This is a genomic window from Acidiluteibacter sp. (assembly GCF_055129545.1).
On the sequence record NZ_JBSRUB010000003.1, the window covers coordinates 1 to 16,705 of the forward strand.

A 16,705-nucleotide genomic window follows, 5' to 3' on the forward strand; every position below is an offset into this window, starting at 1 on the left:
AATGGATGCACCGACACTTCAAGATGTGTTCAAATAGTTGGCGTAGGAGTTGAGGAATTAAAGCAGCAAACATATTATATAGCACCAAACCCATCCAAAGGAATTACTTATTTGAGAAAAACGGACAATTCTCCATTAGAAATCACAGTTACTTCAATTGAAGGTCAGTTAATCCTGCAAAATCGATTATATGATTCAGGTATTTTTCCAATAGATTTAAGCAATGAATCAAATGGAATTTACCTCATTAAAATTGCTACAGGGAATACAGTTGAGTTGATGAAATTGGTGAAGTATTGAATTTATTTCCATTAATCTGATTTTTCATCATAACCGGTGTTTTTTTTGATTTTTTTACGAATCACGAATAGAATCGTTCCTAAAATTAGCGCCACTAAAGCGCCCCAAAAAGTTAAAAATTTCTCCCAAAAAATGGTCCAAAGTTCATGCATCTTTCCGTTGAATTCTTTTTTCTTATCTACAATCACTTCTACTGATAAAGTTCTCGATGTCTTTGGAATAGATGAGCCAGTGCAGGTTGAATTTTTAAATATTTCAACCACTTACTTTAAAAATAAGTACTTCTACTTGGTTTTTGGTTAAGGGTAATTATACGCTATTTATTTAATTCATTTTGATATAGGTTTGTAACAACACTATTATTATGTTGTCAAACGCCATAGAATTTACAAAAAATAAGCTGGAGGAATTCTTTTCGAATAAGTCTGGAAACACTCAAACTATTTTACAACTTTCTTCATTAAGTGAATCCAATTCAGATAAATCTTCGGATGACAATGTGATTAAGATGGCTATAGTGAATATTGAGGAAGAAGAGGCGATGTCGAACAGATTGTCTTACACAGAAAAAGATGGCGAGTTTCAAAAGAAGAATCCACCTGTATTCTTGAATGTATATCTGCTTTTTTCAATGGACTTTAAGGATTCAAACTACTTGGAAGGACTTCACTGGCTATCCTTTATCATTCAGTTTTTTCAGCAGAATAAAATTTTCACTGCGGATACCACTGCAATGCCAAATAAAATTGAGCGGTTGAATTTCGAGCTTGTAAATATTGAAATTGATAATATGAGTAGGTTTTGGGGAGCTTTAGGAGCCAACTATCAACCTTCAGTGATTTATAAAATGAAGATGATTTCTATTGATTCGGATGCAATGGAAGCTAGATATGCCAGTGTAAGTGATCCGGAATTAAAAACTGGGATGTGATTGAGATTTTTAACATATCAATGATACATGAATATGAGCAAGGTATAAGCAATCACCTTTCTCTTATTCCATTCCCTGATTTGAAACAATTTGAGTTTAAAAGTAGACTGCGTTTTAAAAGTGATATTGGCAGTTTGAGGTGCTATAGCGAAGAAGACAAGTCTTTACTATCAGAGTATAATTATTTCTGCTTTTGGTTAGTTTATATAAATACTGACGTCATTAGTTACTCTGTTTTTGGTCAGAATTTATTGTTTGATTATCCAAAGTTTATTTGGAGTGATTTAGAGGAAAGTAAAGCAAAAGATAAGTTCATATTGAAAGCAGATAGGCTTAATGAGGATAGCATTATCAAGTTTGGATTAAATAAAGCCACCAAACCAAGAAATGCTATAGGGGTAGTAGCCATTAAAAGTGAATTCGTGACGGATAATTTATCCTTTGAAGTGCATTTTAAAACAGCAGCTACACTCTGGCAATACCGTATTCAGGCCGACTTTGAACTTGCTGATTGGAAGTTTACGATAGAAGATAAAAAAGAGGAGCTAGAATTTGAGAGTGAATTAAAAAGTGGAGAACTCTGGTTTACCTCTAAAACAGCTTTACCCTATTTTAAGTACTCAAATGACAGACTTTCATTGAGGTGGGAGCCCAAAAATGATTCTTTTGACTTTCATAACTATAAAAAACAGTTGCCATTTCCTGATTTTCGCTACAAAGAGAGTTTAGATGAGAAAGAATTAAGTCCAGTATATATCAAATTGTAAATTAATTAAATCTATAAATATGTCATTAACTTTAAAAACTCCGGGAGTCTACATTCAAGAGAAAAGTGCATTCCCCAATTCTGTAGCAGGTGTAGAAACTGCCATTCCCGCTTTTGTCGGATATACTGAAAAAGCGAAATTCAAAGGGCAGTCCCTTCTTAATAAACCTGTAAGAGTAGACTCTTTCAAAGAGTTCGAACAATTTTTTGGGATCGGATGTCATACCACCTACGGTTTAGCCGAAGTAGATCCAACCAAAGAGGGTGCGCCTGCACCTGATGTTCACTTGGAAGAAAAATCCTATGAGTTGAAAGTAGACCCAGGAACACGTTTCAACTTGTACGAATCGATGAAATTCTTTTATCAAAACGGTGGAGGAAGTTGTTTTATAGTTGCAGTAGGTACTTATGGAGATGGAAAAATTACTCCTGACTTTTCTTCTACACCGTTCGAAGGTGGTATAAAAAAGTTAGAGAAAGAATCAGAACCTACGATGTTAGTAATTCCTGATGCTGTTTTATTGGAAGATACAGTATGCTACCCTTTGCAACAACAAATGTTGATGCATTGTGGAGTTCAACAAAATAGAGTGGCCATACTAGATGTATTCAACGGAGATAAAGGATTAGAAGATCCAACTTATAATCCAGTTGATAATTTTAGAAATTCAGTTTCTTCTGATTTCTTGAGTTACGGAGCAGCCTACTATCCTTATTTAAATACATCTGTTATTCAGCAAACTGAGCTCAATTTTAGAAACCTAAATTCAGATGGAATTGCAGTATTACAAGGTGTTTGTAACGATTTTATTAAAAATTTAAAAGAGAGTCAACAAGCTGCTTTGAAACCATTTGTTGACGGAATGGGTGCTGCTGCACCTGCAGGAGACTCAGGTGAGGAAGCAGATGGTAAAGAAGGAAAAGCAGCTGATGGTGCAGCTACAGCTCCAGATGATCATACTATCAATAGTGTACTTTCAATAGCCATTCCGGAATACAAAACTGTAATGGAAGCAATTTTAAAGAAGAAAAATTTAATGCCACCATCTGCGGCTATGGCAGGAGTATATTCTTTAGTAGATAGTCAAATTGGAGTTTGGAAAGCACCAGCTAATGTGGCTATGAGTAGTGTGATTTCTCCATCGGTTTTAATAGATCATAATCAACAAGAAGATTTAAATGCACCCATTTTAGGAAAAGCAATATGTGCCATTCGACCTTTCGTAGGTTTAGGGACAATGGTTTGGGGTGCAAGAACATTAGATGCCAATAGTTTAGATTGGAGGTATATGAATGTTAGACGAACCATGATAATGTTGGAGCAATCGATCAAGTTTGCATCAAAAGCGTATGTTTTTGAACCAAATGTGAAGAATACATGGGTTTCAATTGATGCCATGATCTCTAATTTCTTAACCAATGTATGGAAGCAAGGAGCGTTAGCAGGAGCAGCTCCAGCTGATGCATTTTCAGTAAGTGTAGGGCTTGGTTCTACTATGACTGCTGTAGATATTCTAGAAGGAATCATGCGAATTGAAGTTAAAGTCGCGATCTCTAGACCAGCAGAGTTCATTGTAATCACATTTGAACAACAAATGCAAAAATCTTAATTCATCTAACTAATTTAATACAACTTAAAATATAATATCATGGCAGATAACGGATCAGCACAAAGTGCATCACAGAAAGCGTGGCCTATTTCAAAATTTTACTTTACTGTAGATTTCGGTGGGGCAATGGCAAATACTTCTTTTCAAGAGATTTCAGGTCTTGATGTAGAAGCACAACCGATAGAGTATAGAGCCGGAGATAGTTCTATATTCTCAACTATTAAAATGCCTGGAATGACTAAATTCAGTAACATCACCTTTAAGAAGGGTGTATTTGTGAAGGATAATCAATTCTTTGATTGGTACAATAAAATTAAAATGAATACCATCGAAAGAGTAACGATTACCATCAAATTGTTAGATGAAGGCGGCAATGCCACTATGACTTGGGAGCTACAAAATGCTTGGCCTACCAAAATAACCGGAACGGACTTAAAGTCGGATGGGAATGAAGTAGCAGTAGAAACTATCGAAATAGCTCATGAAGGGCTTGTTATAGCTAATAAGTAAAATTATGACCTTTAATTATCCGTCTCCTTCGTTTTACTTTAAAGTTAAGATTGCTGGTGCCATGTATTCCTTTAAGGAGGTAGATGGTATCTCAGTTGAAATGGACATTGAAGAAATTGCAGAAGGCGGTGAGAATGGGTTTAAACATAAAGTACCTACTAGACCAAAGTTTTCCAATCTTGAATTGAAAAGAGGATTTGTTCCTAAAGATTCAATGCTTGGAAAACTTTGTTCATCTATTTTAATCAATCCATCATTGAATGGGTTTAAAAGAACGCAGATTTTGGTGCACCTGTTGGACGAAAAAGGGGCTCCTGCTATTAGTTGGTCATTTAACGATGCTTGGCCGATTAGTTGGAGCATTGGCAAATTCGATGCAATGGAGAACAGTTATGCGGTGGAGTCGATCAAGTTTTCATACAGTTATTTTAATACCTTATAATATGACGTTAATAATTAAAGAGCTGGTGATAAAATCAACGATTACTGATAAGCCAAAGCAACGATCAGAAGTTGACGATAAAAGAATGAAAGATGAAATAATTAAAGTTTGTACCAATAGATTAATCAGACATTTTAAACACTTAAATGAGCGTTAAATATGGCAAAATCTGCGAGTCTTGTCAAGTTAAAATTGATAGCTTATTCTGATACCTCTTATTCTTCAGAGGAAGGAACTTTTGTGGCATCTATTAATCCAGAGAGTTATACGCATAACCATGGAGTAAAATTTTCTGAAACCAAGTCTGTAGCAGAAGGTGAAGGAAATGCGCCTAAATTTAATAGTGTTGACACAGAAACTGTTGATTTTAGTATATACTTGGATGGGACTGGGGTAGCAGGAAACAAGAAAACGGTAGGAGCTCAAATCTCAGAATTGAAGAAGGTGATTTACCAATACAATGGGAAAAATCACCGAACCAATTACATAAAGATCTTGTGGGGCTCATTGGTATTTTATTGTAACCTTACCAAGTTATCCATTAACTACACGATGTTTTCTCCCAATGGGAAACCATTAAGGGCAAAAGCAGATGTAAGCTTCTCAGGGTTTACAAATGCCAAATTGATGGCTGCGAAGGCGAATAAACAATCGCCTGATATGAGTCATCTAAAAGTAATGAAACCAACGAATAATATTCAGTTGTTCTGTTCTGAGATTTACAAAGAAGGAAGTTTATATATAGAAGTTGCACGAGCCAACGATTTAGATACGTTCCGAAAGGTGAGGGATGGTAAAGTGTTATTGTTTCCACAATTAAACAAATAAATATATGTCAGATTCTATTGATCTTTTATTAATTACTATTTTATTGAAAGGGAAGGAAACTTCTGCTACAATAAAGAGCATTAATGTGACCAAAAGTATCAATAAGATTTCTTGGGCTGAAGTGATTTTGAATGATGGTAGTAAGGCTGCTGAAAGTTTTGAAAACAGTGATTCAGGTAATTTTGATCCGGGAACGGCAATAGAAATTAAAGCCGGATATGAGTCTTCGGAAGACACCATCTTTAAGGGCATCATAATGAGTTTGTCCGTTATAGTAGATCCTGAAGATGGCCCAACTATTTCTATAAAGTGTAAAGATGAAGCGGTAAAGTCTACATTGGAACGAAAGAACGCCTACTTTCTAAAAAGTAAGGACAGTGATATTATTAGTAAAGTGTTGGGAAACTATAGCTTTTCATCATCAGTAGATAGTACCACCGTACAGAACGAAGAAGTGATCCAATATGGAGCCTATGATTGGGATTTTGTATTGAGTAGGGCAGAGATAAATGGACTGGTTGTCATAACAGACGATGGTACATTCAATGTAAAAAAGCCTGCCGTTAGCGACAGCACTGTGGCTACAATTACTTACGGAGATACCTTGATAGATATGAATTTGGGTCTTAATTCGAATGACCAAGTTCAGGCAGTAAATGCCGTCTCTTGGGATCCGGATACTCAAGCTCTAGTAAAAGGAGCGTCCGAAGAGCCTACAGTTAATGCAGAAGGAAACATTGATGGAAAGAAACTTTCTACAGTAATCAGTGCGAATGCTCAATTACAAACCAACATACCATTAAAGGATGATGCATTAAAGGCGTGGGCCAATGCAAAACTGATAAAAAATCGACTCTCTCGGTTTAATGGCCATGTGATGTGTAATGGAAATGCTGCCATCAAACCAAATACATTGGTGAAGTTAGTCGGAGTGTCCAAAGCCTTAAACGGAGAACTTTTTGTGGGGTCAGTGCACCATGTTTTAGAAGATGGCGCATGGACGACAGAGCTTGGAATAGGAATAGATGCACAATGGTTTGTAGAGGAGAATAATGTAGATGCCTTGAAAGCAGGTGGGAGATTGCCAGCGATGAATGGTTTGCAGATAGGAGTGGTGAAGAAGATCGATAGCGACCCCAATGATGAGTTTAGAGTGCAAGTGACGCTTCCATTGATACAATCAAGTGACGATGGCATTTGGGCGAGATTGAGTACTTTCTATGCTTCCAACGGATTTGGTGCGTTCTTTTACCCTGAAGTTGGAGACGAAGTGATTCTAGGCTTTTTGGACGATCATCCATCAGCACCAATTATATTGGGCAGTGTGTATAGCAAAAAGAATGTGCCATCACAGACACCGGATGAAGACAATACACACAAGAACTTTCTATCCAAAAGCAAATTGGAAATAGATTTCAATGAAGAGGATAAAATCATCACCATACAAACTCCTGGTAAGAACATTATTGTGATTAGTGATAAAGATAAAGGAGTGACAATTACAGATCAGAATGAGAATCAGATTAAGATGGACGACAGTGGAGTGACCATAGAAAGTAAAAAAGCAATGACCATAAAAGCTGCGGATGACTTAACAATAAGTGCAAAAGGAATTACCATTAAAGCGGATCAGGCGGTAAGTATGCAAGGTGGAACAAATGTAACGGTAAAAGCCAGTAGTGCTTTAAACTTAGAAGGACTGAATTCTACCCTAAAAGCAAGTGCTTCTTTAACTGCTCAAGGAGAGGCGAGTGCTGAATTTAAGGCATCAGGAAATACGACTATAAAAGGAGCAATGGTTTCTATTAATTAAAAACATAGAATGATGTACGACTCTAAAGAAAAAAGCGAAAGTAAAAGTGAAGCCAATCAATCGAGCTCAAAAGCTGGAATTCAACGAAAAAATAAGAATCAAGAATTTCAGAAAGAGCTGCAATTGAAAAAGACGATTCAACGAAAGCCGAATAATACAGGTCTTCCTGATCATCTAAAATCAGGGATAGAAAATCTTTCAGGGCATAGTCTAGATGATGTGAAAGTACATTACAATTCTAGTAAACCATCACAATTGAATGCTCATGCATATGCACAGGGTAATCAAATTCATTTAGGAGGAGGGCAAGAGAAACATTTGGCTCACGAAGCATGGCATGTAGTGCAGCAAAAGCAGGGCAGAGTAAAACCTACGGTGAATTTGAATGGTGCGGCTATCAATGATAGTGTAAGTTTGGAGAAAGAAGCTGATCTGATGGGAGGGAAGGCGTTGCAGATGAGTAGAAATGGAGATAAAATAGGATATCGAGGTTTTGGGGGAATAAACAAAAACATTAAGGAGCCTTTGCAGAGAAAGTCACAAGAAATAGTTCAAGCTCTGAGGAATAATGAAGAAGTATTTCAGTTAAACACTGAATTTAAATTTAAGAAAAGACAATTAACTTATGATGACGGAAGTGGAATGGCTAAAAGTCAGATGGTTGCAGAGGAGGCAGAAGTATGGATTGATCCTAGTAATCCTGTAAAAGGAACAACAACACCTTCTTCTTCAGGTATATATGCTGATATGAGTTTAACTCAAGGACACTTAATTAATGCCCAGGTAGGAGGTCCAGGGATTGCCGAAAACTTTTTTCCTATCACGTCAAGTCTTAACGCACAACATAAGAATAATATAGAGTTACCTCTTAAATATAATGTAGTAACCTTAAGTAAATTACAGAATTCTGGAACTCCCTGGACTAACAGACACTTATATTATAAGGCTAAAGCCGTCCCTAGCTCTTGGACAGCGTTTGACTCTACCACCCAATCTCAGACTCAGTTTCAATGTACTACGTCTTATACAAATGATCAACATCAAATATTATCAAGCTTACCAACAACCAATTTCACAGCGACTGATGCTACAGCTCTTGTGCATACTAATTTAGATAATGAACTGACTACAATGGGAGCTGGAGCTCCTGGAGCTCCAACTACAAGTCATGGTACACGTCATTATACATTGGGTTCACCTTCCACAGGAGGAATAGGGACGATAAGAGATTTATTTTTAAATGGGACTAAAATTGGTACAGCTGAGGAGTGATTTAGATACCAGGCAAGAGGAAAGCCAGATGAACCAGCAAGTATAATAACGAATGATGATCCAAATTTTGATGGTTAGCATTTCGTATGTTAGAAAACGGATCTGAATCTATAGAGAGCGCATTGTGATGATGAAGTAGATCGTAAGGTGGGCTTATCTAAAAACAGCTATAGCCTAATAATTAATATGTTTATTAAACAATAATATGTATTACCACCAAGAAGAAAGTAAATCAGAAGAAAAAATTGTTCAATCGACTTCTAAACCAGGAATTCAGCGAAAGAACAAGAATTCTGAATTTCAGAAAGAGATGCAATTGAAAGAAATAGCACAACAAAAGCCTATACAATTAAAGTCTATGGTCTTATCTCAACAAGACCAAACCTATAATTACGGAAATGGTCAAATCAATGTTGGAGAATATGTAGAAGTAGGCTTGGACCCTGCAGATATGAAACAAGGACAAAGTGCAAACTTGAATACCTCTCAAGATGAAATGATGGGTGAGATTCGAAATCAATGGGGAATTATAGGAGGAGGTCTTGTTAAAGGTCATTTATGGAACGATAATTTAGGTGGTAGCGCAATGAATTATAACTTATATCCTATTACAAAAGCTGCAAATAGTGACCATCTTGGCTATGTTGAAAACAAGGCTAAGGAATATATATGGAAGCATCAACAACCTATTTATTATAAAGTTGAGGTTGATGCTACACCCAATATAAATCAAGCTAGAGCAGATTTTGATTGTGAGATCCGTGCTTGGGATCCTCAAAAGCCTAATAAACTCGGGAATCTCTTATTTGGTCCTGTTACTATTGTATCAGACTTAAATAACGTAGGAGCATATAATGAAGCTTATGAGACCTATACAGGTGCTACTGCAGATAGACAAAAACGACCAAAAGCTCCGAAGTGGGCTACAAAGCCTAAAACAAAAGTGGGAGATCTAAGCAAACAAGAAGCATACGACAGAAGAAATCAATAGTTTTTAATGCTCATAAAAGTAAGATCATGTACGACCATCAACAAGAAAGTGAATCTGAAGAAAAAGTAGCTCAATCAGCTTCTAAGGTAGGGATTCAGCGGGTCAATCAAAATCCTGAATTTCAGAAAGAGTTGCAGTTGAAAGAAGCGATTCAAAGAAGACCTAACAATACTGGTCTCCCTGATCATTTAAAATCAGGGATTGAAAATTTGTCAGGACATAGTTTGGACGATGTAAAAGTGCATTATGATTCTAATAAACCTGCTCAATTGAATGCGCATGCTTACGCTCAAGGTAATCAAATTCATTTAGCAAGTGGGCAAGAAAAGCATCTAGCTCATGAAGCTTGGCATGTGGTGCAGCAAAAGCAGGGTAGAGTAAAACCAACGGTGAATGTAAATGGAGCGTCTATAAATGACAATGTAGGTCTAGAGAAAGAAGCAGATGTAATGGGAGGAAAGGCTTTGCAGATGAGGTTAGGTGTAAAAAATGAACAATTAGAAAAGAGTACTAAATCAATTATAAAATCTGGCGCTTTGGTTCAAAGGAAGTTATATAAAATGACAAGAAAACTTCCATTAGAAGTTAATTCAAAAGAGAAGAGTTCAAAAGATACTTGGATCAAATTTATAGATGCATTAAGACTAAGATATCCTTTATTAAGAAAATTAACGTCTGAAGAAGAGGGTGATAGCTCAAAAAGTGATAATCCAAGAGGTGAAGTATTTTTAAAGGCTAAATCCGACCTTGCATCAAAATTAAATTTTGATGATGAAACACAATTACATTCAGTAAAGAGTGCACATGTTGCAGGTATTAGCAAAGAAAAGAGGAAAAGAGTAGGTTCTGTAAATAATAAAATTTCTAAGATGGTTTCTGATATTACCTGGATTGGCGCGCATTTGGTTAAAGATGCATGGGGCGGAATGGATAATATGATGAATGTTGTTGCTTGGCCTCAAGAAGCAGAAGATAAATGGTCCCAAAGTTTTGAAGACCCAATTGATAATGCGTTCTTGTTTGGAGAAGTAAGTAAAGCATTTATGGAAATTGATGTAACTAAAGATGATGAGGTACTAAGTCGAAATCAAGCAAATGTTCTATTGGGACAAGGACTTGTTGCCTCGGGAATTTCAGCTACTGATAGCCAAAAGAAATATTTAGAACAAGAAGTTGAGAAAAAGAGGTGGGAAGTGAATCATGCAGTAGAGACTGTACCTGTTATTACCGAGGGGAGCTCTACACTCGCCCCAAAAGTTATAATACCATCAAATTTATCAGGCTATTCCTTAGCTTATGAAAAGGCTCGTGAAGTAGTTTGGTTTGATTTAAACGGTAACCTTCAAGGATTAACAAAAGTGAATATAAATGCACTTAGTAATGCTAAGAGTCAAGATGATGTTGAAAAAAGTAAAAATACAGTGAGAACAAAAGAACGTGTAAAAGCAATTATTGAAGAAAAAAACAATTTGCAGCCTGATGTTTTTTCACAAGATTTAGAGAAAATTTCAAGTTAAAAGTATTCATGAAATTTATTTTACCTTTTAAATTTAATAACCTACTGGAGTGCATTCACCCCAAAAACCACGTAAAACTACTCTTTTCAGTTTCCTGATGGACTGCTACCTTGCAGTTAAAATAGTTGAATTATGGAGTTGTTAAATTATAACGAGGAAAGCGAAAAAGCCTTTTTAGGAATCGGTTGGAGTTTTCCCATTCAATTCAATTGGCAAACCAAGAGTGTAAAAATGGTTTCCGCCGAAAAGGATATCGAAGAAAGCTTATTCATACTGCTTAATACACTGAAAAAGGAGCGTTTGTTGCGCCCTGATTACGGTTGTAATTTGCTTCCCATGGTTTTTGATAACATGGACAGTAACCTGTATTCTGCTATGAAAGATGACATTCAGAATGTGATTACACTATACGAAAGCCGAATAGAAGTGGCAGAAATTCGATTGGAAGAAGCCATGGATGAAGGGATTATTTACATAGAGGTAGGCTATGTCATTAGAGCTACCAACAGCCGGCAGAATTTAGTTTTTCCATTTTACATCACCCAAGGGACTCAAATCGATGACTTTGAACGAATACACGAATAATCAATTCAAGTGATCACTGTTTATGACCCAATCTTTTAAGAAATCTAATGTTTCATATGCTCGACCCCAATAAATTAAAGATTGACGACCGCTCCATTCAGCAGTTGCTAAGGGATTTGTTAATCACTTATGGGCAAATTCCATTTATTGAGAATGGTGTTGAGGTGGGAAAGTGGGATGAATTGTTTAAAGGTCAATTGCTCTTCTTTTGGGTAGAAATTCACGAATCTGAATTAACATGGTGGCAAAAAGAAAGAGACCTTATTCTGAAAAATTGGGACATCATTGATTCTGATAACTCAGGGAAATATTTAATAAAGGTGTTATCTACTTTTTATAAGTGGTTTGTGAAGGCGGAAAGCTATCTACAGTTGTGGGTTATAAAAGAGCTAGAAAGTTGTTTGGCATCCCTTGACTTTAAAAGCCTAGATGTTCTAATAGAAGAAACTAAAAATGACACAGATTTTACTTTTATAATTAATGAATTAAAGAAACGGAAGCGAGAAAGAGCTGTTCTTTCCTTCATACAAAGAGAGGGAACTACAAAGGTTAAGTTTGAAGAAACGACTAACTTGATTTTGAATTGTCTTTTTCAAATCAAGAATGAGTTATTAAAAAAAGATTGGGATGAGTTGGTCAGTACAGAACTTCATCCTCCTCATATTGGACTTGCTTACGGATTCTTAAAAGCATATGAAAAAGTTCAAGAGAAAATTAATGAAGTCCCGAAAAGACATTTAGATTATTACTATAAGGATATACTGCAACAAGAGAAAGCAAAGGCAAGGCCTGATGAGAATTATGTCTTTTTTCAATTGAATAAAGAGGTGAAAAGCTTTGTATTGCCGAAGGGTACTGTATTGTTAGGAGAAGCAGATGAGTCTGGTAAAGAGAAAGAATTCGTAACAGTTTCAGATTCCTATTTGACCAACACACGAATTAGTGAACTAAAAACCTTACTTATCAACGCTTCGGATGACATAGCTCCATCCAATAAAATAAATGCCATATCAGGAATCTATCAAAATGAAGTAAATTCTGAATTGGTAGGTAATTATTCGAACGAAAAAGAAGGATGGTGTTTTTTTGGAGAACCGAAAATCGAGCAAATAGCATCCGTGGGTTGGGCATTAGCTTCGCCATCTTTTTTGACATTTGGTGGAGACCGTTCCTATGAATTGATCATTGAATTGTCGGATGACAGCGCTGAAGAGTGTCGAAAATTACTTGAAAAATTGGCTGAGAAAGACCGACATTCACAAGAAGAATTATTTTTTAGTTATCTCAATCAAGCATTTGATATTCAGATTACCGGTTTGACTAAATGGATGTCCATTAATAAATATCAGATTAATTTTTATGACTTTCTAAAAAAGACCAGCAATGCCATTAAGTTAAACTTTAGTCTTCTCGCAATTGACGAAGCTTGGGTTCCTTTCTCAAAAGAAGTGCATGGAGATACCTACACGACCCCTTATCCATTAATTGAGTTTAAAGTCAAAGAGAATACAGTCTATTATCCTTATTCTTTCTTGAAATGTATGCGGTGGAAAAGCCTTGGAGTTAATATTGAGGTGAACAATTCTACTAAGTTGACCTTGTACAATAAGCATGGGCTGATTGACTCTGCAAGCCCTTTCCCTATGTTTGGAGTAACGCCATTAATGAAAGATGAGTTCAGTGTTGGTACTTCAGAATGGGTTTACAAAAATTTGTATCAAATAGACCTTCAGTTGGTTTGGCTACAGCCTCCTAGTCCGAACCTAGAGGACTACTACAAAGATTATAAAACAGTTGAACTAAAGGATCAAGATTTTAAAATAGCTGTTCTACAAAGCAAAGATCAAAAGGAATTTAACCTATTTGATTTAGATAGCGATGGTGAATTAAAAGACACCACTCATATTGAAGGAGTATCCATTTTTAAGAAGTCAAATTCAAAATTAATCCCTGATGAGAGTATCTTAAAACCAAATGAGACACCACTAGCATTTATCAACTTTGAGTTGTCTTCTCCTGATGTTGGGTTTGGAAGTAAGGTCTATAACGAAGAATTAATTTTATTCTCTCAGGAGAAAGCTAGAGATAGAAAAAATAAACTGAACCTTTATCCTCCTAATGTTCCGTTTATCCCATATGTAAAGAAAATCAACGTTAATTATAAGTCTAGCAATACGGTTGTTAAAAAAGCGATTGATGGAGGGAATACTTCAGAACTTTTTGATTTCTTTCACATACATCCACATGGAATATTAAAGGTTGCTAATAATGAAAGTGTCGCAGATAATAATTTGGTTCCTAATTTTGAAGATAGGGCCTATTTATACCTCGGAATCGAAGGACTGATTAGGGGTACAGCTTTGTGTCTTTATGTTAAACTAGAACAGTCTAACATTATTCAAAAGGTTGATACTGATTTTCAATTGGAGTATTTGACTGGAAAGCATTGGTCTATTTTGTCCAGTGATAACATTTTAGAGAACACAGTAGAACGAGGATTAAATTCTGGAATGATCACATTTAGAGTTCCACATGATATCGATAATGAAAATCCCTTTTATTCAAAAGAAAAAAATTGGATCCGTATATCAGTAAAGAATAAGCATGCCAATAAGATTGGAAAATGTTTAATGATTAAACCCAATTGTAGCTTAATTGAACGGATTAATATTGGCCATGAAGAAAGTATAAAACTAGCAGAACCTGAAACTGTTGTAAAATTTAAGAGTAAACCAAAACAAATTACTCAAGTGAGTCAACCAATGTCTTCTTTTGGAGGCAGGGGTGGAGAAAATGAAGCTCAAATGTATGAGCGAACCGCTCAGTTATTGGGTCATAAAAATCGAATGGTGCGCCCAAGGGATTTTAAACGGATGCTGTTTGAGGAGTTTGATGAATTAGCTTGGATTAAAGTGGCGACCCCTACAATGTTTCCTGAAAGTGTAAAGGCTGGTGAAGTACATATTATAGTCTTGCCTAATTTCACTAGTTTGGGAGAATTGGAGCAGCAAAATATCCATTATGAGCGCATTGAAGCCATAGAGAATTACATAAAAAAGCATTCCTATCCTGGTATAAAAATCAAAGTATTTTCTCCACAAATTGAAATAGTGGAAGTCTGTGTGGATATTATTTTAAATCGATTGGCAGAAACTCCACCGCTTGAAGAATTAACTGATTTAATCAATAGAACCATTTCTCCATGGGCTTTTTCTAAAGGGAAAATTGAGAATGTTGACATGTCGTTCAATACCATTAATGTTTTGAATGGTTTAAATAAGATAAAATCAATTTGGAAAGTTGAGGTTTGTGAAGCGGTTCAAATTATAAAATCAGGCACAAACTTTTCATACGTCGATAGTGCAGAAACAAGTGAGCAGCTTGTACCATCAACTTATAAGAGTATTTTGATTCCTTCCATAAAACACAAGATTAGATTTATTACAGTTGCTCAAGATGGGATTAAAGATACAACCATAGGGAATATGGTGATAGGAACAGATTTGATTATAAGAGAACAAGGATCATTAACTCTTTCATTAAAAGAGAAATATGAAAGTAAGAAATCTCTTTTTGTGATAAGCACGAATGAAATGAATCCATAATAGATAAAAAATGGAAAACGAGAATAGTAAGTCCAAGATATTCAATAGAGAGAGTTTGTATGAAAAGTTCAAAAATGGGAAAAGGCCTGTTGAAAAAGACTTTGAAGATTTAATCAATTCAACAGTCAATCGGTTAGATGATGGATTTTCTAAAAACTTTGATACGGGGCTAGAGTTAGCGCCGCAAGGAGAAAATGGAGAAGAAATAATGAGCTTATTTGAAAAAATAAATGATTTATTGCCCTCTTGGAAATTTAGGCTAGTCGGTGAAAGTGGCAAAAAGAGATTATGCATTACTTCTTCAGCGCAAAATGATGCACTAACTATTACCCCAGAGAACAAAATTGGAATAAATTGCATCAATCCCGAATTTGAACTTGAAGTAGCAGGTGTAGTCGGATCTGCCGGTAGGGTTGGAACATTTGCTAAAGGGGAAGTTCCTGCTGATGGACAATGGAGAACGATTCTTTCTAATTTAAAGGGAGTCAATGCATTTGAAATGATGGCAGTTGCCCATGCTATAGAAGGCAAAGGCAAATATGCTTTACTTCATGCTTTTTTGTTGAATGCCTATAGTGGCCATTCTGGTAGGATAAAGAAAAATCATAATATCTATGGTTGGAAATGGTGGAATCGAATTAATGTGAGGTGGAAAGGAGACCCTTTTAATTATTCATTAGAAATAAGAAGTGGAGCTAACTTTGGAGAAGGTGCAGTTTTGAAGTATAACATTGGTAAATTAATTTAAGCCAATTTGAATTCCAAGAACTTTTTGTCAATATCAATAATCTTGTGAACGAGGGCAAACACTACTATTCCTGCGGTGTTTTTGGTTCCTGTTTTTTCCATTATATGTTTGCGATGACCTTCAATTGTTCTAATACTTCTGAATATTTTATCTGAAATTTCTTGATTCGTATAGCCATGACAAATGTATTCTAATACTTCAATTTCTCTTTTTGTCAGACTTTCTACTTTTGAAAAGTTTGGCTTTTTGTTGGACTTCACTTTTGAGCGAATCGCTTTTGCATAGTCTTCTGTTAAATAAAGGCCCTTTTCATACACGAGGTCTATAGCAAAAATTAATTCTTTAGGATCTAAAGATTTAGAGAGGAAGGCATTGATTCCTAAATTGACCATAAAGTTTACAAAACTAGGACTATAGTAGGAAGTAAGGATTATGATTTTACAGTCGACGTATTTTTGACTTAAAATTTTAGTGGTCTCAATTCCATCTAAATACTTCATTCTTAAATCAAGAATAAATATGTCAGGAATGATTTTTTGTTTTTCAATTTCTGAAATTAAATCTTTTCCATCATTCACAGAATATACGACTTCAAGGTGGGGATATTTTTCTAGTAGACCTGATACGGCCTCCCTAAATAAAGCCTCATCATCGGCAAGCGCAATTTTGATCATTTAATTATAAGTTAGTGGGGTTAGTAAAGGTGTATGTGTTTGATTTCTAATAAAAAATTTAAATGTAATACTTTAAAAATTAACTTTCATAAAATGAGTATTTATACTCTTTT

17 protein-coding genes are annotated in these 16,705 nt (G+C 35.6%); 15 read left to right on the forward strand and 2 right to left on the reverse strand.

Going from position 1 to position 16,705, the window contains the following annotated elements; translation table 11 throughout:
• On the forward strand, positions 1 to 300 hold a 300-nt coding region (locus ACTB0X_RS00305), incomplete at its 5' end, for a T9SS type A sorting domain-containing protein (protein WP_463022971.1).
• An 11-nt stretch (positions 301 to 311) separates the two neighbouring features.
• Here ACTB0X_RS00305 and ACTB0X_RS00310 read toward each other — a convergent pair.
• Positions 312 to 563: a hypothetical protein gene (locus tag ACTB0X_RS00310; RefSeq protein ID WP_463022972.1), complete on the reverse strand. Its 252-nt coding sequence runs from the start codon at positions 561 to 563 to the stop codon at positions 312 to 314.
• A 101-nt stretch (positions 564 to 664) separates the two neighbouring features.
• Here ACTB0X_RS00310 and ACTB0X_RS00315 point away from each other — a divergent pair, with 101 nt between their 5' ends.
• The 14 genes from ACTB0X_RS00315 (at position 665) to ACTB0X_RS00380 (ending at position 15,918) form a co-directional block, all read left to right on the forward strand.
• A complete protein-coding gene (locus tag ACTB0X_RS00315) occupies positions 665 to 1,231 on the forward strand; it encodes a Pvc16 family protein (protein ID WP_463022973.1) in 567 nt (188 codons plus the stop codon).
• The gene (locus ACTB0X_RS00320) at positions 1,228 to 1,998 is read left to right on the forward strand and encodes a hypothetical protein (protein ID WP_463022974.1); all 771 of its coding nucleotides are present in this window, start codon (positions 1,228 to 1,230) and stop codon (positions 1,996 to 1,998) included. Before ACTB0X_RS00315 ends, ACTB0X_RS00320 begins: the two co-directional genes overlap by 4 nt.
• Before the next feature lie 19 nt (positions 1,999 to 2,017).
• A complete protein-coding gene (locus ACTB0X_RS00325; RefSeq protein ID WP_463022975.1) occupies positions 2,018 to 3,607 on the forward strand; it encodes a phage tail sheath family protein in 1,590 nt (529 codons plus the stop codon).
• Positions 3,608 to 3,646: 39 nt separating this feature from the next.
• Positions 3,647 to 4,117 carry a phage tail protein gene (locus ACTB0X_RS00330; protein ID WP_463022976.1) on the forward strand — a complete coding sequence of 157 codons (471 nt, stop codon included), beginning with the start codon at positions 3,647 to 3,649 and terminating at the stop codon, positions 4,115 to 4,117.
• Between the two features lie 4 nt (positions 4,118 to 4,121).
• The gene (locus tag ACTB0X_RS00335) at positions 4,122 to 4,559 is read left to right on the forward strand and encodes a phage tail protein (protein WP_463022977.1); all 438 of its coding nucleotides are present in this window, start codon (positions 4,122 to 4,124) and stop codon (positions 4,557 to 4,559) included.
• A gap of 1 nt (position 4,560) precedes the next feature.
• Complete coding sequence (locus tag ACTB0X_RS00340) at positions 4,561 to 4,716, forward strand: DUF5908 family protein (RefSeq protein ID WP_463022978.1); 156 nt, start codon at positions 4,561 to 4,563, stop codon at positions 4,714 to 4,716.
• A 2-nt stretch (positions 4,717 to 4,718) separates the two neighbouring features.
• Entirely contained in the window at positions 4,719 to 5,387 is a 669-nt protein-coding gene (locus tag ACTB0X_RS00345; RefSeq protein ID WP_463022979.1) for a CIS tube protein, read from the forward strand.
• Positions 5,388 to 5,391: 4 nt separating this feature from the next.
• A complete protein-coding gene (gene vgrG, locus ACTB0X_RS00350) occupies positions 5,392 to 7,200 on the forward strand; it encodes a type VI secretion system tip protein VgrG (protein WP_463022980.1) in 1,809 nt (602 codons plus the stop codon).
• A 9-nt stretch (positions 7,201 to 7,209) separates the two neighbouring features.
• Positions 7,210 to 8,472, forward strand: a complete 1,263-nt coding sequence (locus ACTB0X_RS00355; protein ID WP_463022981.1) for an eCIS core domain-containing protein — start codon at positions 7,210 to 7,212, stop codon at positions 8,470 to 8,472.
• Between the two features lie 205 nt (positions 8,473 to 8,677).
• Positions 8,678 to 9,463: a hypothetical protein gene (locus ACTB0X_RS00360; RefSeq protein ID WP_463022982.1), complete on the forward strand. Its 786-nt coding sequence runs from the start codon at positions 8,678 to 8,680 to the stop codon at positions 9,461 to 9,463.
• 26 nt (positions 9,464 to 9,489) lie between these two features.
• Positions 9,490 to 10,980 carry an eCIS core domain-containing protein gene (locus ACTB0X_RS00365; protein ID WP_463022983.1) on the forward strand — a complete coding sequence of 497 codons (1,491 nt, stop codon included), beginning with the start codon at positions 9,490 to 9,492 and terminating at the stop codon, positions 10,978 to 10,980.
• A 132-nt stretch (positions 10,981 to 11,112) separates the two neighbouring features.
• Positions 11,113 to 11,565, forward strand: coding sequence for a GPW/gp25 family protein (locus tag ACTB0X_RS00370; protein WP_463022984.1), 453 nt, complete (start codon positions 11,113 to 11,115; stop codon positions 11,563 to 11,565).
• A 47-nt stretch (positions 11,566 to 11,612) separates the two neighbouring features.
• Complete coding sequence (locus ACTB0X_RS00375) at positions 11,613 to 15,170, forward strand: hypothetical protein (RefSeq protein WP_463022985.1); 3,558 nt, start codon at positions 11,613 to 11,615, stop codon at positions 15,168 to 15,170.
• Between the two features lie 10 nt (positions 15,171 to 15,180).
• A complete protein-coding gene (locus ACTB0X_RS00380; protein ID WP_463022986.1) occupies positions 15,181 to 15,918 on the forward strand; it encodes a hypothetical protein in 738 nt (245 codons plus the stop codon).
• On the opposite strand, the gene ACTB0X_RS00385 is transcribed toward ACTB0X_RS00380, so the two are convergent.
• Positions 15,915 to 16,592 (reverse strand): response regulator, encoded by a 678-nt coding sequence (locus tag ACTB0X_RS00385; RefSeq protein ID WP_463022987.1) that lies wholly within the window; start codon positions 16,590 to 16,592, stop codon positions 15,915 to 15,917. The genes ACTB0X_RS00380 and ACTB0X_RS00385 overlap by 4 nt on opposite strands.
• Between the last annotated feature and the right edge of the window lie 113 nt (positions 16,593 to 16,705).

Excerpts from the sequence above, each read along its gene's own strand:
- ACTB0X_RS00315 (WP_463022973.1), top strand. The coding sequence starts at position 665 with ATGTTGTCAAACGCCATAGAATTTACAAAAAATAAGCTGGAGGAATTC.
- ACTB0X_RS00325 (WP_463022975.1), top strand. The coding sequence starts at position 2,018 with ATGTCATTAACTTTAAAAACTCCGGGAGTCTACATTCAAGAGAAAAGT.
- ACTB0X_RS00330 (WP_463022976.1), top strand. The coding sequence starts at position 3,647 with ATGGCAGATAACGGATCAGCACAAAGTGCATCACAGAAAGCGTGGCCT.
- ACTB0X_RS00335 (WP_463022977.1), top strand. The coding sequence starts at position 4,122 with ATGACCTTTAATTATCCGTCTCCTTCGTTTTACTTTAAAGTTAAGATT.
- ACTB0X_RS00340 (WP_463022978.1), top strand. The coding sequence starts at position 4,561 with ATGACGTTAATAATTAAAGAGCTGGTGATAAAATCAACGATTACTGAT.
- ACTB0X_RS00345 (WP_463022979.1), top strand. The coding sequence starts at position 4,719 with ATGGCAAAATCTGCGAGTCTTGTCAAGTTAAAATTGATAGCTTATTCT.
- vgrG (WP_463022980.1), top strand. The coding sequence starts at position 5,392 with ATGTCAGATTCTATTGATCTTTTATTAATTACTATTTTATTGAAAGGG.
- ACTB0X_RS00355 (WP_463022981.1), top strand. The coding sequence starts at position 7,210 with ATGATGTACGACTCTAAAGAAAAAAGCGAAAGTAAAAGTGAAGCCAAT.
- ACTB0X_RS00360 (WP_463022982.1), top strand. The coding sequence starts at position 8,678 with ATGTATTACCACCAAGAAGAAAGTAAATCAGAAGAAAAAATTGTTCAA.
- ACTB0X_RS00365 (WP_463022983.1), top strand. The coding sequence starts at position 9,490 with ATGTACGACCATCAACAAGAAAGTGAATCTGAAGAAAAAGTAGCTCAA.
- ACTB0X_RS00370 (WP_463022984.1), top strand. The coding sequence starts at position 11,113 with ATGGAGTTGTTAAATTATAACGAGGAAAGCGAAAAAGCCTTTTTAGGA.
- ACTB0X_RS00375 (WP_463022985.1), top strand. The coding sequence starts at position 11,613 with ATGTTTCATATGCTCGACCCCAATAAATTAAAGATTGACGACCGCTCC.
- ACTB0X_RS00380 (WP_463022986.1), top strand. The coding sequence starts at position 15,181 with ATGGAAAACGAGAATAGTAAGTCCAAGATATTCAATAGAGAGAGTTTG.
- ACTB0X_RS00385 (WP_463022987.1), bottom strand. The coding sequence starts at position 16,592 with ATGATCAAAATTGCGCTTGCCGATGATGAGGCTTTATTTAGGGAGGCC.